Annotated in this window: 13 protein-coding genes; 1 reads left to right on the top strand and 12 read right to left on the bottom strand. The window is 37.2% G+C overall.

The genetic code is table 11. The annotated features are described in order from the left end of the window. Positions 1–20: 20 nt before the first annotated feature. Entirely contained in the window at positions 21–1,112 is a 1,092-nt protein-coding gene (locus ISU02_RS00410; protein ID WP_194699802.1) for a hypothetical protein, read from the bottom strand. A 334-nt stretch (positions 1,113–1,446) separates the two neighbouring features. Between ISU02_RS00410 and ISU02_RS00405 the strand changes: the two genes are divergently transcribed. Next, a complete protein-coding gene (locus tag ISU02_RS00405; RefSeq protein WP_194699801.1) occupies positions 1,447–4,440 on the top strand; it encodes a glycoside hydrolase domain-containing protein in 2,994 nt (997 codons plus the stop codon). A gap of 78 nt (positions 4,441–4,518) precedes the next feature. Here ISU02_RS00405 and ISU02_RS00400 read toward each other — a convergent pair whose 3' ends face one another. From ISU02_RS00400 to ISU02_RS00350, 11 genes are all read right to left on the bottom strand, one after another. Further along, entirely contained in the window at positions 4,519–4,908 is a 390-nt protein-coding gene (locus ISU02_RS00400) for a hypothetical protein (RefSeq protein ID WP_194699800.1), read from the bottom strand. Between the two features lie 256 nt (positions 4,909–5,164). After that, positions 5,165–5,926 carry a GntR family transcriptional regulator gene (locus ISU02_RS00395; protein ID WP_194699799.1) on the bottom strand — a complete coding sequence of 254 codons (762 nt, stop codon included), beginning with the start codon at positions 5,924–5,926 and terminating at the stop codon, positions 5,165–5,167. A 180-nt stretch (positions 5,927–6,106) separates the two neighbouring features. After that, on the bottom strand, positions 6,107–6,928 hold the full coding sequence (locus ISU02_RS00390) for a PfkB family carbohydrate kinase (protein ID WP_194699798.1): 822 nt from the start codon (positions 6,926–6,928) through the stop codon (positions 6,107–6,109). An 11-nt stretch (positions 6,929–6,939) separates the two neighbouring features. Next, entirely contained in the window at positions 6,940–7,800 is an 861-nt protein-coding gene (locus ISU02_RS00385) for a carbohydrate ABC transporter permease (RefSeq protein ID WP_228727691.1), read from the bottom strand. After that, the gene (locus tag ISU02_RS00380; protein WP_207736132.1) at positions 7,800–8,681 is read right to left on the bottom strand and encodes a carbohydrate ABC transporter permease; all 882 of its coding nucleotides are present in this window, start codon (positions 8,679–8,681) and stop codon (positions 7,800–7,802) included. The genes ISU02_RS00385 and ISU02_RS00380 overlap by 1 nt, the downstream gene beginning before the upstream one ends. An 81-nt stretch (positions 8,682–8,762) precedes the next feature. Continuing rightward, positions 8,763–10,076, bottom strand: coding sequence for an ABC transporter substrate-binding protein (locus ISU02_RS00375; RefSeq protein WP_207736131.1), 1,314 nt, complete (start codon positions 10,074–10,076; stop codon positions 8,763–8,765). 69 nt (positions 10,077–10,145) lie between these two features. Continuing rightward, on the bottom strand, positions 10,146–11,120 hold the full coding sequence (locus ISU02_RS00370; RefSeq protein WP_194699796.1) for an SIS domain-containing protein: 975 nt from the start codon (positions 11,118–11,120) through the stop codon (positions 10,146–10,148). A gap of 245 nt (positions 11,121–11,365) precedes the next feature. Next, positions 11,366–13,000, bottom strand: a complete 1,635-nt coding sequence (locus tag ISU02_RS00365; protein ID WP_194699795.1) for a M20/M25/M40 family metallo-hydrolase — start codon at positions 12,998–13,000, stop codon at positions 11,366–11,368. Between the two features lie 183 nt (positions 13,001–13,183). After that, positions 13,184–13,816: a hypothetical protein gene (locus ISU02_RS00360; protein ID WP_194699794.1), complete on the bottom strand. Its 633-nt coding sequence runs from the start codon at positions 13,814–13,816 to the stop codon at positions 13,184–13,186. 10 nt (positions 13,817–13,826) lie between these two features. Continuing rightward, complete coding sequence (locus ISU02_RS00355) at positions 13,827–14,807, bottom strand: hypothetical protein (RefSeq protein ID WP_194699793.1); 981 nt, start codon at positions 14,805–14,807, stop codon at positions 13,827–13,829. A gap of 35 nt (positions 14,808–14,842) precedes the next feature. Continuing rightward, complete coding sequence (locus tag ISU02_RS00350; protein ID WP_194699792.1) at positions 14,843–15,895, bottom strand: ElyC/SanA/YdcF family protein; 1,053 nt, start codon at positions 15,893–15,895, stop codon at positions 14,843–14,845. Between the last annotated feature and the right edge of the window lie 54 nt (positions 15,896–15,949).

Below are 15,949 nucleotides of genomic sequence, written 5' to 3'. Positions count from 1 at the left end.
CTCAAATCTTGTTGTTTTAATCAATAGAGTATATCTATTTCATAGAGATACGCTGCATCTTCAATGGATATTATTTCTATCTTATTATTAGATATTCCTATAAGAGCCTCTATCGTATTTATTTCTTTAGTATATGGATCTTCTTGCTGATATTTTATTAACCATTTTTCCATGTTATTAGTTGTATCTTTTTCTTCAATTGAAATAATCTTTTCTTTATCGTCTCCTACAAATGAACAATTAAATAAGGTTTTCATCATCCCATATTCTATTGCGTCCATTATAAAGGACCCCATGAATCTACTATTTTTTGACCCCGCATAATCGATGCCATACCCATTAATGTTATAATCTGGAATAATATATGATACTCCCATACTTTTTACAGAAATACGATCTCCATAATAATCTATACTCAAATTTTCAAAGTTCAGCTCACAATTCAACTCTTCATTATTTATAACACTTGTTTTCAACCCATTAGTAGTTGAAATCAACGCCTTAGATTTTTTTTCATATATCTCCGCTTCAAATTTATAATCTCTGATATAAACCAAATCATTTATTAATGAAAGCAAATTTATTTCTTTATCTTTTATTGCCCCCTCCTTATTTATTATTAATCCCCTTTCTTCATCCCATGAATAATCCCATTCAAAAGTCTCTACTGCCAAATCCCAAGTTAACGGGAAATAGGTTATGTCGCGAAATACTATAAATGGCCACGTTTCAGTATCATTATCTATTAATACGTCATTAATAAATATAGGATATGTTGGTAATGTAATTTCATGATCTTTATTAATATTATTAATTATTTTTTCATATGTTTCATAAGAATAAAACTGATTATTCTTATTTATTTTTAATCCCTTTTCTTCATCCCAATCAATATCTAATCCTAACCATCTACAATAACCCCAAGTCAAGGGAAAATAGGTTATATCCTTATATACTATTAGTGGATACTGACTATTAATCGTATTAATGGATGTATCATTAATAGTCACATCAAAAGTTACAATAGACGCCTTGTCATCTTCAGCAAAACTATTAACCGCAGGAATTAAAAAAAACAATATAAATAGTGATATTGATAATTTCTTTTTCATTTTCATCACTCCCTATTTTTTATTTTTATAATATTTACTCTTTATTTCAACATTTTAGAAAATGATTATTTATCTATTTCCATACTATATCCAATTATCCTAATTTTCAACCATTTAATGTAAATTGTCATAATGTGTATGTTTTTTACAATTTCATTAATAATATATCTCACTGGTAAGTCAATGTATTTCAATTTATTGATGTTACTATATAACTTTAGTACAATAGCTTTAAGTATATTAACTTTAAATACAATCGCTCAAGTATGATCTTTCCAGCACGCTAACATTAACGCCAACCATTGATGCGCTAAAAAGAGGAGGTTTCAAAGCCATGAGATTTATAGCCCTATTTTTAACCTTATTGATCTTCATAAACACGCCATTGGCTTTCACTGTCACAACATCGACCACAACAACATCAATAGAAACACCCACCCAGAACATCTCTGGTTCCGAAAATCCAGGCAGATATCGCTTGTCTGAATCCACCAGTGATTGTACTTTCTGGACAGATTATCCCAGTGAAAAAGTCTTTAAGGATGAGACTGTGCCTAAAAGTACATATAGTGGCATAGATCTCTATCTTGCCAAAGATGAATTTGAGCCCTTTCAACTGGTCTTTAACCCGACTAAAGCGCTCAATATACAAGTTGAACTCAAAGACAAACCGCAAGGCATCGATGTAGATCTCTATAAAGTTGAGTACGTCAATCTTAAGCAGACCACAGATAACCTCGGGCAAGTGGGATTATACCCAGATCCACTGTATCCGATAGCAATAAATGCCAACCTCACCGCAAAGGCAGGCGAAAACACAACACTTTGGTTTTCTTTAAAATCATCTGCAAACATAAATGCAGGGGATTACACCATGTTCGTTTCCATAAATGGAATGGATATTCCTGTACGCATTCATGTCTTTGACTTCGCCATACCAAGTGAACTCCACGTCAAATCTCAAATAAATGTATCTGCAAATAGCATCTTGGAGAAATATGGCGTCTCAGGCACGTCAGAAAATTATTGGAAGTACGTGGACAGTTTCAAACAATTTATGATAGATCATCGCTTAACGCCTAAAAGCGTGCTTTGGTCAGGTGGATTAACGAGCAATGGCGGAAGTCCATACATTGACTACGATAGCACTACTGGAGCATTTAGCGATCCTCACGGCATATGGGGGTTCGAATATCCTGCAGATCGCTATTTAAAAGGCGCGCTCAATACGGCAAATAGATTTCTCAATGCAAATGCCTTCAACGAAGGCACTGGTTTTCCCTCTTTTATGGCAATGACTTTTAGAAATAATGACGCTTCTGCAGATCAAAGACCGGATACTTTCCAAGGAATCACCCGAAAATCTAGCGACTGGTATCTAAATGACAATCTCAAAAGTGCCTATAATCAAAAATGGTTCAGCTATGTTAGAGACCTTGAAGCCTATCTGAAAAAAACAGGTTACTTGGACAAAGCCTATTATTACTTTGCCAATGAGCCACAGGATCAAGCGGATTACGATGCCGTCAGTTGGTATGCTCAGGCCCTTAAAAAATATGCACCTAACTTAAGGCTGATGGTTTCAGAAGAACCTAAACCAGAAATATTCAACAATACTCAATATCCAAACGTCAAAATTGATCAATGGCTTGCCGTGCTGGGCAAATATGATCCAGAAATTTCTTGGGACCGCGAGGCCAATTATGGCGAAAATACATGGGTTTACTTTTTACACGGTACGAAGCCGCCTTATTTCAATCCCATCACACTGGATCATCCCGGTATTGAGAGTAAGTTAACCGGCTGGTTCTTGTGGAAATATCGCATTAAAGGGATTGCACATTATGCCTTCAACGATTGGCAAAAAAATGTCTGGATCGATACCATGACCAGCAATCACAACGGTGACAATTTCATGCTCTATCCCCCTGGGAAGGACAATAAACCCATTGAATACGGTTCAACTGACCACCGTTATGTCTCCTCAATCCGATTTGAACTAATGCGTGACAGTTTAGAAGATTACGAATACCTGTACCTCCTAAACAATAAGAATCAGCCCCAAGTTTATCAAGAAAACCCAGCAGACAGTCAAGTGGATAAAATCATTTACGGTTTGACCAGTTATAACAGAGATAGTCATTATATGTATACGCTGAGGAAATACATCGGCATGACCTTAAGCGGCAACTTAAAGGTGATTCCTGATATTCAATCGTCAATTACGCATGAACGCGCTGAAACAACTGGACAAGCGTACTATATTAATTTCCAAGATCCTTCCGCTTCACCTACGGATACGCCTCTTGTGGTTGCAGGGAAAACATACCTTAAAATAGGTTGGAACCCTTATGATGAAACATTGGGATATGGATGGTATGGCGATATGGCCCATGTGATGTATCGCTATTTAAGCGACGTAAAAGATCCTTTAAAAGCAAGTATCCTCTATGATAATTGGGGCCGTGAAAAGACTTTTGAATTCGATCTGCCCAACGGGGATTACGAAGTAACCGTCTCCTGCGGCTGGCAGGACAGAACATATGCGCATAACAAAATTTTTATAGAAGGCCATGCTTTTATGGATGATGAATCCATAAAAGGTTATGCTGAAAAAACGAAGCTGGTCACTATAAAAGACAATAAGTTAACCTTGGAAATGGGGATTTTTGATGAATATACCATGCTGAATTACCTGAACATTGAGCCCGTATCAGAATCCACATCTTCAATTGTGAGCCCAGATATCCAGTCCTCTAAACCGTCCACTTGGGCAGTTGAAGGCATCCAGCTTCTATCTAAGGCATTAGTCCTCCCGGATTTTTACTACGCAGACTATCAAGCCAATATGACTAGACGCGACTATTCTGAGCTCATGGTGAGAACTTATATGACCCTCACTGATGCACCAGAGGCCATTTTAAAAGCCTCTTCATCAACTACTTTTAACGACACAGCTGATCCATGGGTGTTGCGAGCACATGCGCTCTCTATTATCGGCGGCTATGGTAACGGTCAATTTGGCCCAGAGAATCCCATTACACGTGAACAAATCGCAGTTGTCACCATTAACATGCTCAAAGCAGCAGGTATCACTTTTGAGAAAAACAATTCAGAGCACGTATTCTTTACAGATCAGCATCAAATTGCCCCTTGGGCTTTAAACGCGCTTGAATTGGCTTATGAAAATCACATGATCAACGGCGATGGCAATGGTGCAGTTATGCCAAAATCAAATTTAACCCGTGAACAGGCTTTATTGATCACACACAACCTGCTGATTCATGCTAAAAATTGGTCCAGCTCTAGCACTTTTAACTCAAACTAGTTCAAGAGAGCATCTGCACATATCAAAAGAGAGCATCCCCTTTAAATTAGGTGCTCTCTTTCATTCTTTCAGTGCTTTTTAGTCTTCTATCTTAACTTTTCTGACTTTCTTCTCTTTAACTTCTTTGGATTTTACAACCTTTGCTTTAGCTACTTTGGGTGCGGCAGCTTTTCTCTTTTTCTTGATGACTTCAAGACGCTCCTCTTTAAGCTTTTGTTCATAAGCCGCGCTCTTTAAATCCTTTTCCTCTTGTTCTATTTGATTCATGACTAAAACTTTTTTCAAATCTTCAAGTGCCTTTTTCTGTAACGCACTATCTTCAAAGGTTAAAAAAGACTCAAAGGCATCTGGGTATAAAAAAGTTTTTAGTTTCGCACCATCTTCAAAATCCAATTTTAAATAGTTATCTTTGATTTCTTTTACAATACCTCTTCCATAAAGACTGTGTATTACGTACTGATCAATCATGGTCACCTCTAATCCTTTAATTTGCAAGTAAGTTCCTATCCAATTCTCTATCAAAAGACACCTAAGCTATCCAAATCTATTAGCATAAATTCTTTATCTTCTCAGTCAGTTCCCTATAATCATATCACACTTTTTTAAAATATTATAATAACGCTTAAAATACACTTCCTTTTGCCAACATACATGAGTGACTATATTGGTCTCTATTTCGATGCTTTATAGAAATTTTGAATTCAATTCTCGTCAATCAGACGATCTATAGCAAGACTTCAGGCACACTTGAAGAATTGCCCTTTTTTTCATCAATATCGATATCTATGAATAATTTCACATTATCTGCTTTTACATAATAAGTTGAAAAATGAACAGGTCTATTTTGTTCATCATAGGTCACTTTTTTAATCTGGATCACATGATCTAATTTTGAAATGCCAAGCCACTCGCTCACCTCTTCATCGGGATAGACCACCTCAACCACTTTTCTGGCTTTCATAAACTTGATGCCATACTCTTTATGAACGATCTCAAATGTAGAAACATTGTCCTTCACTCTTTGATCAAAATCGGGATAAATATCCACTGGAAAATAGGCATAGTCCACACTGAATATCGCTTCATGATGCTTAATTTCCCGTACCAGTTTTAAAACTTTAAATTTATCGTCCCTTTGAAATATCGGATATAGCGCGTCTGGCGCATTTATAATCCTCTTTTCCAAAATCACCTTGGTAATGTCGTTTCTGCCATTTTGAAGGCCTTCTGTAAAACCTTCGAGATTTAACATATGAAGACTCTGTTTTTTGCGTTTGACAAAAGTACCTTTTCCATGAAGAATCTCTAAAACATCTTCCGCTTCCAATTCTTTTAGAGCGCGTCTTACAGTAATTCTACTCGCCTCGAACAGTTCACCCAATTCTTTTTCTGTCGGTACTTTGTCCCCTTCTTGCAACTGACCGGAACTGATCATTTGAAGAATACTCATGCGAATCTGATCATATAAATATTTTGAGCCTTTCATTCTACCACCTCAAGTATAAACAAATTAAGAGAACACTCAACGGTCTCAAACCAACTTTAGCCGATGACTTTCAAGAGTGTATTGCCCTTTCAAGTCATTCGGCTCAAGTTTATTTGTAATAACAAATTTCGAGATTGCTTTGCGCTCTCTATAATAAGTTTTATTATAACATATTTCGTCTTAAGATGTCATATTTTTAGGATATCCAAAGCCCCCGTGGAAGCCACAAGTCTTAGCGGCACTACTTGCGGCTAAAGCCAAAGCCGTCTCTATGGGTTCTCCATCCATAAAGGCTCTTAAAAAACCACCTATAAAACTGTCTCCTGCACCCATGGTGTCAACCACCTGAGTTGCCACTGGTTCTTGTATATAGCGCTTGTCATTATAGATAAAAATAGCTGGTTGAGCGCCTCTTGTGATGCCTATGACTTTCAGATTATAAGGCTTCATTGTTTTCAAGAGTTCCTCTATGGCTTCATCGCTCAAATCTGCCGCCGATAAAAAAGCATAGTCGATAAAAGGACAGACCTGACTCAAATAAGCCTCTGAATAACCATTTGAAAAATCATATGAAACAGAGATCACCTTTGATAGTTTTTCGAGTTCAGACTCCATAGAAGAATATCGACTCACATGTGCCACATCAAACCCCTTGATGTAGTCTAAGTCATTCTCTGTCAAATTCAATTTGACAATATGCTGAACTGTATCCCGTGGGCCGCCTACGAATACTCTATCCCCAAGTGCATTTATGTTCACCCCTGGATGACCGCTCTTTCCCACTGTTGTCCTTGAAAAATCAAATGAAATGTGCTCTTGTTTCAGTGCGTACTTAATGTGCTCAGCGGCATCATCTGTTCCAAATATCCCTAAATAGGAAGCTTTCTCTGCGCCATTCCTCTTTGCGTTCACAAGCACATTGACACAATTACCCCCTGGGTAAAAAACATTTTGGTCTATATAAACATCGACGACATTATCTCCTATGCCAATTATTTTCACGTAAGCGCCTCCTAACCTTTAACGGACCCTTCAGAGAGGCCCCTAACAAGATGTTTTTGTATCAATATGAGTAAAATAATCATTGGAATTGTTGCAATTACCATTCCAGAAAGTAAGACACCCCAATCCGTCCTAAGTGCATCTCTAAAATTCATAAGCCCTGATGGAATGGTTCTCAATACATCTGAATCTATAAATATCGTTGCAAACAAGAATTCATTCCACGCATAGAATGAAGTCAAAACGATTGTTGTCAATAATATCGGTTTAGACATTGGCAGATAAATTCTTCTGTAGATGCCAAACTCACTACAGCCATCGATGATGGCAGATTCTTGAATTTCTCTTGGAATGCTTAAAAAATACGATCTCAATAATAAAATGCTCAGCGGCAATCTAAAAGCTATATAAGGTAAGATCAAAGCCAGCCTCGTATTTATTAATCCTAATTTGGTTAAAATATTGAAAAGCGGTATCAAAGCAACTTGCGGATTGATCATCATGCCAGACATGACCACAACCAGAGCAATATCTATGAACTTCGATCGATATCGAGACAACGAAAAAGCTGCCATTGATGCAATTATTAGTACAGATACCACAGTAATGACTGTCACAATCACACTGTTCATGAAATAGTTTGAGATACCTATGGACCAAGCTGTCTTATAGTTCTCAATTAGCCACTTACTCGGCAATCCCCATACATTATTATAAATCTCATCATAACTTTTCATGGAAGAAATAACCATCCATAAAAGTGGATAGAGGATTATAATTGACCCTATGCACAGAAGAATAACCACAATTAAGTTCCCAAAGCTCATCCGCTTTTTCTTCTTATGAATCGTTTTATTTGTCATATCAATCATCAATCCTTTCCAGTGTGTGAAATTCTAATCTGAATGATGGCCAAGATCGCTGTGATGATAAAAATTGTAATTGCAATTGTTGAAGCGTACCCCATACGATCTTTAAAGAAACCACTTTGATACATGTACACTGCAAGTGTCATAGAACTAACACCTGGACCACCATTTGTAAGTATATACGGTTCATTAAAAACAAGCATGGAACCTGTAATGGTGAGTAAAGTATTTATAAACAAGGTTTCTTTGACTTGCGGAACTGTTATATAGAAAAATTGCTTGATCTTGCCTGCCCCATCCAGCTCTGCGGCCTCATATAATTCTTTTGAAATTCTCTGAATTGCCACGATAAAGAGCATCATAATATAGCCAATACTCTGCCACTGAGACATTGCAATTACAGCATAAATTGCCGTTGACGAATTCCCCAACCATGCCCTTGATAAATTATCTAATCCAATTAACTCTAAAAAACTGTTGAGAATGCCAATTTGAGGATTATAAATAAAGCCAAAGAGCAGTGCAATTACAGATATGGAAATCATAACCGGCATAAAAAAAGTAACTCTAAAAAAAGGGGCTACTTTTCTCAGAAAATGATGTTCCAGTACGGCTGCTAAAACCAATCCCAATCCAACTTGGAAAAAAACCGATATAATGGCATATCTTATGTTATTCAAAAGCGCAATTTTAATCTTTTTATCCGCTAAAAGCAATTTGAAATTGTCTAATCCCACAAAATCTTTTGTCGCTGAAAACACAGAATATTCAAAAAAACTGTTATAAAAGTTTTTAAATAAAGGCATAAAAACAAAGATAGACAGAAAGATTAAGCAAGGCAGTAAGAATAAAAAAGAGGCCAATTTATTATTAAATTTATTCATCATTCTGCTCCTTAATAGGGGGATTCCCCCCTGTGGCTTTGAGCATAGGCCCCTAAGCCACAAGGAGGTTGAAAATTAGCATTACTTTCTCAATCTATCTGCTTCAGCTTGAACTTCTTCCATGATTTCTTCTGGCGTTAATTCACCTGTTGCAAGAGATTGACCACCGCGCATAAAGATATCTGCGATATTGATATTAACGGCATTGTCAAACCAAGGTGCTGTTGCAGACGCCTCTGTTACTATGTTAAAGGCGTTCATACTAATTGGAGAAGTATTTTCTGCATCCACACCACCTATAATTGCATTTAATTGACCATCTGCTTTTGTGAAAGCATATGCAGTTTCTTTAGAGGTTAAGAACTTTAAGAACTCAACAGCTTCTTGAGGTGCATTTTTACTGAGCATCCAACCTTCAGGTGCTCCAGTTAAAGCATTTTGATCCCCTTTTCCACCTTCAATACTTGGGAAGTTAAAAAATCCAAAGTCCATATCTGTTTGATCTTCAACCATTTTAATTTCAGCAAATTGCATGTAAACAATTGGAGATTCACCTTTTGCAAACATATTTCTAGCGGTTTCATGATCAATTGCTGTGGATACCTCACCCATATACTTGGTCAATTCCTTAAAAATTTCAAGACCTCTCACGTAACCTGGATCTGTAAAAGTTCCAGTGGCTTCATTGTAATCTACTTCAGTTACGCTAGGATCAAGCAATCTTTGAAGAATGGTCCCTTCATAGTGAGAAATTGCCCATGCATTTGTCAACCCTTCTACAATCGGTGTCTCATACCCTGCTGCTTGCAATGCATCTAGAACTTCTATAAACTCACTATAAGTTTTTGGCGCTTTAAGATTATTTTCTGCAAAAACGCTTTTGTTGTAGAAAAATGCTTTCCCATCAATTGTAAATGGCACGCCGTAAGTGACATCATCAAAAGTAAATCCAGAAAATTGCGATGCAATAATACTGTTCTTCCAATCTGGATCAGCATTTAGAATATCATCCAAAGGCATAATCCTTTCAGATTTTACTAGATTTAGTGCAAAGGAGTCAGACCATGACGTAAAAATATCCGGCAAATCATCATTTGAAACCAATACTCTTATTTTTTCTTTATATGAGTCATTTAAGACGGCATCGATGTTGATTTTCACATTAGGATTAAGTGCCATAAATTCATCTGCCTTTTCTTGATAGAAAGACTTTCTCGGTTCATTTGGCCATCTATGGAAAAAATTAATAACAACCTGTTCGTCTTTTGCCCCAGTTTCTGAAACAACATTTTGATCATTCTCTGATGATATCTCATTATCATTTGATTTTGAACATCCAAATGTAAAACTTATGATTAAAACAAGTAGCCCCATTATCATTAATCTATTTTTCATCAAAGTTCCCTCCTTCAACATAAATATGAGTATACACGCTCTTATTTAACAATGCTCTTCTAGTAATGCTTAGTAATCCATTTTCCACATATATCTTCTTACAGAAAGCGGATGCCCCGTATGTTCAGCTAAACCATCTGCATATTGACGCAAAACTGCTCCAATGATGGCAGGTCCAAAATATTCTCTTAAATCTGCGTCCATGTTTAGATAATCTAAACTTTGAACATCAACGACTTCAACTTTATCACTAAATTTCTGTGCAAAATTCAAAGCTCTTTCATCAAGTGGTCTTGAAGCCCCTTCCCCTACAATCATAAGAAATGGCACATCATAATCTGTCATTTCGAATGGGCCATGAAAATATTCCCCAGAATGAATTGCGTTTGAGTGAATCCATAACATTTCCATGAGCAAACAACTTGTAAAAGAATAAGCTTGATCAAAGTAGGCCCCAGAAGCCATGGTATAAATTAATTTTTCTCTTTTATTGCGCTTACCAAAATCATAAGCTGTATCATAAGTGCTTTTCTTGTTCACGTCAAGTAATTTTTCGAGATTTGAGAGTTGACTTAAAACGCGATCAAATTTCTCATTTGGAGAAAGCGTATTGATGATATTAAAAATCAACGCCCAGTACATGCCAGTATCACCATCTGACGCATCAGAACCATCTTTATAGTTATAGTGAATGACATACTCTGCCTCTTGACAAAGTGGAGATGCCATATCCATAGAAATTGCAATTGTCAAAGCACCCTTGCTTCTTGCAAATTTAGTTGCTTCAACAGTTTCTGGCGTAGTGCCTGAATGTGATCTCGTAATGACAACACTGTTCTCATCTAAAGTTTTTGGACTGAGATGTATGAATTCATTGGACGTATATACTTTTGAAGGTAAGCCCACTTCCCTATCCACAAAGTAATCTCCAGGACCTAACGCCGCTTTAGAACCGCCACATCCAACAAAGAAGAAATTTTTGACTGTCATGCCTTTTAGAGCAATCAGTACCTTTTGTATCTGTTCTTGATGTTCAATATTCATTTTATCGCCCTCCTGTATTATGACGTCATATGACGTCTTGCTATTATATTAATTAATATAACGTCATATGTCAACATATTTATTGAATTTTCTTAATATTTTGTCTTTTTTTTTTTTTTATTGGGCTGAGTTCAAGTGCCACACCGTGTTCCGTAGAAACGCAAAATACCATCAGTCACTTAATTCTAAGCACTGATGGTATCTCTCTATTTTCATCTATATAATATTTTAAGCGATACAATATTTTAAGTTGTTTCTATACATTTGATGATCAATTCTTTAATGATATAAGGCATGCGTTCATAGACATCTTTTGTATAAACGCGTTCTGTTGTCTTATGCAGATCTTTCCCCCATGGCCCTATATTGACAACAGGCATATTTAATGTCGCCAGTTCCTTAAATGGAATTCTATAAATCGTGTCCCACCCCGGACTATTAGCCTTGATCAAAGCGATGTCTTCATCATTTCCCGACCATGTTGCATACGATAAATCTGAGATTCCCATGAAATAGCTCTGGGATTCAAAGACAAGGTCATACCGCTCCGCCGCAATTTCATTGATCGTCTCTTCAAGAGAAAATGGCAATTTTTTTGATATTTTTGTATTGTTCACATGAGGATAATACGGACCGGATAAGGCAATGATAATGGCAGGTCCTTCTAGATCAATAGCATCTTGGACATATTCCACTAACCGCGTTGTCGCCTCCGGCAAAGTAATCGTATTTGCAATCAACAACGCATTGAGCTCTTCTTGAATGAAGTCATAACGCGCTTTAAAACTTTCACCCATCTCATTTATTGCCATCTGATAGACTTGATCAAAGGTATATACCTTGGGCACAAAAGAAATCTGTTCTGGAATAACACCTGTTAAATTGCAATAATTTTCATAAGCGTCCTCGAAGTGAATGAGCGTATCTCTCAGAGAACGATTTGCAAGAGAGACCAATTTATCCATGATGCGCTTTGGCGATCTGGTGAACGTCAGCCAATTGAAATAACCTGTTGCAGCTTCTGGGATGGAGGCATCATAAGCCTTCTTTCGATCTTTAAGATTAACCCAAACTGGTGGGGGAGTTGCCTCCTCTCCCAAGACATCACATAAATCGATATTGAGTTCTGTTTTGCGTTGCAAATCCGAGAGCACTAATGAAGGATTAAAGCCGTTAAAGGGTTCTCCTATGTGACTCTTAACCCCTTTAACAAAGAGTACTGGCATAATTTTGCCTACGGAGCCTTCATAAAAGATCGCCTTGCCTTTAGTCTGATTGAAATACGGTTCACTGTTAATCGTTAAAAGATACTCCAGTCCATATTGTGCTCTCAATGAGGTCATAAGCGGTACAGCACTGAGCATGCCCCGCGACAATGTCTCTTCATCTGGAACGCTCAACAAGAGAATATTCCCTTCAAATCCTTCCAGCTCTGAAAAATATGTACTTAGAACCAATTGGATTGCAGCACCTGATTTCATATCAGCAACACCTCTGCCAAATGTCCAGTTTCCAGATTCAAGATCTGCCTTGGTTTGATGAGACAATTTTTTATGGGCGAGTACTTCATTTAACTCATCCGGTCTTAGAGCAACGGATTGGAGTTTTCCATACTCTTCAATATCGATGGCATCGTGATGATGCATCAAAATAACGGTTTTAGGACCAGTCCCCTTCACAAGCGACCATATGACGCTACGCTGATAAGGATCGTTTTCAAGCGGATAGGCCCCGCAGTATTCATTGTGTGCTTTGAAATAAGTTTGTTCTTTAATCCAATTCAAAATTTGTTCTTCTATATAACTTTCTCTGTGTGTATTGGTGTCACTTTGAGTTGCAACTAATCGCAAAAACAAAGATTTGATACTTTCGCTAAACATATAAACTCCTATCTTAAAATTCTATTTCATAGGCTCTTTTCGTCCCCTCTACAATGTCATCATATCATAAATGCCTCTAAATAAAAAAGACACATTAACGCATTATGAAAGGGACATGCTTTTTTAATGTCCATGTCCCCCACTCTCATTATATCATATTCTATTCTATGAAATTAAGGTGTCCTATTTATAATCGTTCCCATATTGCTCTATCCATTCAAGATCTGCAAGCAAGTGATAACAAATTTGCTTTTCTCTATAGGACAATTCCTTTTCACTTACAAGCGCTAAGAGATTTTTTTTATGAGTCTCCAGATCGGGAAATTCATCATACCAATACAATTGAGTCATCTCACTGGTTAAGCAACTGACGATGTCATCTATATTCTCACGATTTTCAATAATCGCAAGTTTTTCAACAAATTCTTTTTCACCATATTGAACAAACAAATCATATAGAGTGGCATAATAACCTTCTGAATAAGCGCCATCCAGCCTTGGGGTATAGAGATCAAAAACGGCTCCAAGCGTGGATGCTGCTGCCAACTTCTCCTCATAGCCTTCCCAAAAGACTTCACTGTTTTCAATTTCATCATCGGACATCGAAACGCTGTCCCTCAAACTATCTAATTCACCATTATTGGCCTTGACTGTGGTTTCAAGCGATAACTTTTCTGCTTTAAGTTGTACAATTTCTGCTTCCAATTCATGATAAGCTTTTTCTTTTTCAGCTGCTTCGTTTAGATTGGAACATCCTACACATAAGAGTGCACCTATCAGTATCAATGTTGCGCCATAGCATTTGATCATTTTCATATTTGTCTGCCTACTTTCTCTCTGTCAAAATTTTTTTATAAAAATGGATAATATCTGCAATCATATCACTTGTCACAGTATGACCAATGCCTTCATAAGTCACCATTTCTGCAGGTATCTTCAACGATTCATAAATATTCTTGGAAGTTTGCCATCTCTCATTCATGGTTTTTCCAAGCACCTCTTCTGTGATACGTCTTTCATCTTCATTATAAGCATCGTCATAGGGCAAAGTATCATTTTCATCTTCTGCCCCCATGTAGATATACTGATCTACCTTCAAGTATTCATCCAAATTAAGTTCTAACCCTGCCAGCTCTTCCAAACCGCCAATCCCCACATGATAAGGCAGGGTTACACCGTTTAGGGTTTCAAGCGGTATGATTGGCATACTGTTAACACCTCCTGTGCTCACTGCTCTAACGACATTCGGATGGAGTACCGCAAAACGATTTGTAAAGTTAGCAGATGCAGAAAAACCATCCATGATCACTTTGTCTGAAACTTCAACCCCTTTTTCTTCTAAAACACGCTTAGCATCTTGGATCATCGCTATGAGTTGTAAATCTATTCGAGTCAGTGCACCCTGTGTTATATTAAGTGTGTCACTGTCAAGAGCATGCGTATATGCCTGCCAATTGCTTTCCGGTCGATCAAAAACCGGCATGAGCATGGGCACTTTTAATTCATATGCGATGCGCTTTGGATATGAATCTTTATCCGAATGCATTTTTTTAAGCACTTTCTGTACATGAACATCGTGATCATCACTCGTGGTGCCCGTATTATTAGGACAGACCAAGAGGGTGTGTATTTTTTCAGTGCCAACGCCTTCTGGTATATACAAATAATACTCGTAATAGAAACCTTTTTCAGAGTCCGCTTTGACTAAAAGCACCTTGCCATTATAGGTTAATTTATATCTTACAGCGAATAAAATGGCCACTACAAGCACTATAAATAATAATAATTTAAGTATTTTCTTCATCATAATCCCTCTATCTAAAATAATGTATTTTCTTTTCTTTACGTCCTGTTCTCAAGTAGAAATTGATTTGCTTTAAGAAGTACATCTTTGGCATTATCATGTGTCAAATTCTCCAAAGCCTGATCCAAATCAAGCCAAACAAAATCGGTTATTTCGCTATCTTGAATGTGTATTTCTTGATTTTCAAGAGCACCAACAAAGTAAATCACTGTTTTGTGGACGTTTTTCTTTACAAGATACTCTATGGGAACTCTAAAACCCTCCATGATCTGAATATCAATGCCAGCCTCCTCTAAAACTTCTCTTTTGGCCGTCTCGTACTCTGTCTCATCTCCTTCCACGTGTCCTTTTGGGAACCCCCAATCCCCATTTTTCTTGCTTTTCAATAGCAAATACTCTATTTTGTGATCCACTTCTCTAAAGACCACGATCCCACATGATTTTTCTGTCTTCATTTTATCCCTCCCTAAATAGCTTGATGACAAAACATTTGTAATTAGGCCATCTTTAATCAGTGCAAATACTTCTCTTCGCATTAGCTTTAAACGTTCTCCCTTGGGATGAACGGCAGATACGCCTTGCACTTGCCATCCCAATCTTCTGCCAATCATTTTGGCCCTGTACATATGAAAATCGCTCGTGATGATTAAAACGGCATTACGCTCCTCCGGCATCAAAGCCTTTGAAAATTTCAAATTTTCATAAGTGGAAGTAGATTGATCTTCTAAAATAATCCGAGATGCCGAAATCCCCTGCTCCACTAAATAGCGTTTCATGGCTTCTGCTTCTGAGATGAGCTCATCGTCACCCTTTCCACCTGAGACAACAATGGGCACTTCATTGTCCTTAAGCGTGTGATATGCCGTATCAAGCCTGATTTTAAGTCTCTCTGAGACCTGATCGCCTATTAAGCCAGCCCCTAAGACAACTGCATAATCTATCTGATCACTATTTTCAATTTGAGCATTCAGCTCTGTTTGAATCATTAAAACGGAACCCATGATACAAATCAGTAGCAAAATCACGAGAACGACTGTGGTTATTGTAAAATATTTTATGTACTTATTTGGGACAAAAGTATATTTTTTCAATTCTATTTTAACCTTCCACGCCTTAAAACGGTTCCTCTATATCTGAATTTCAAA

It is taken from the genome of Fusibacter ferrireducens (assembly GCF_015352425.1).
Classification (GTDB): Bacteria; Bacillota; Clostridia; order Peptostreptococcales; family Acidaminobacteraceae; genus Fusibacter_A; species Fusibacter_A ferrireducens.
Note: the sequence above shows the minus strand (reverse complement) of the source record. Positions and strands in the feature narration are given on the sequence as shown.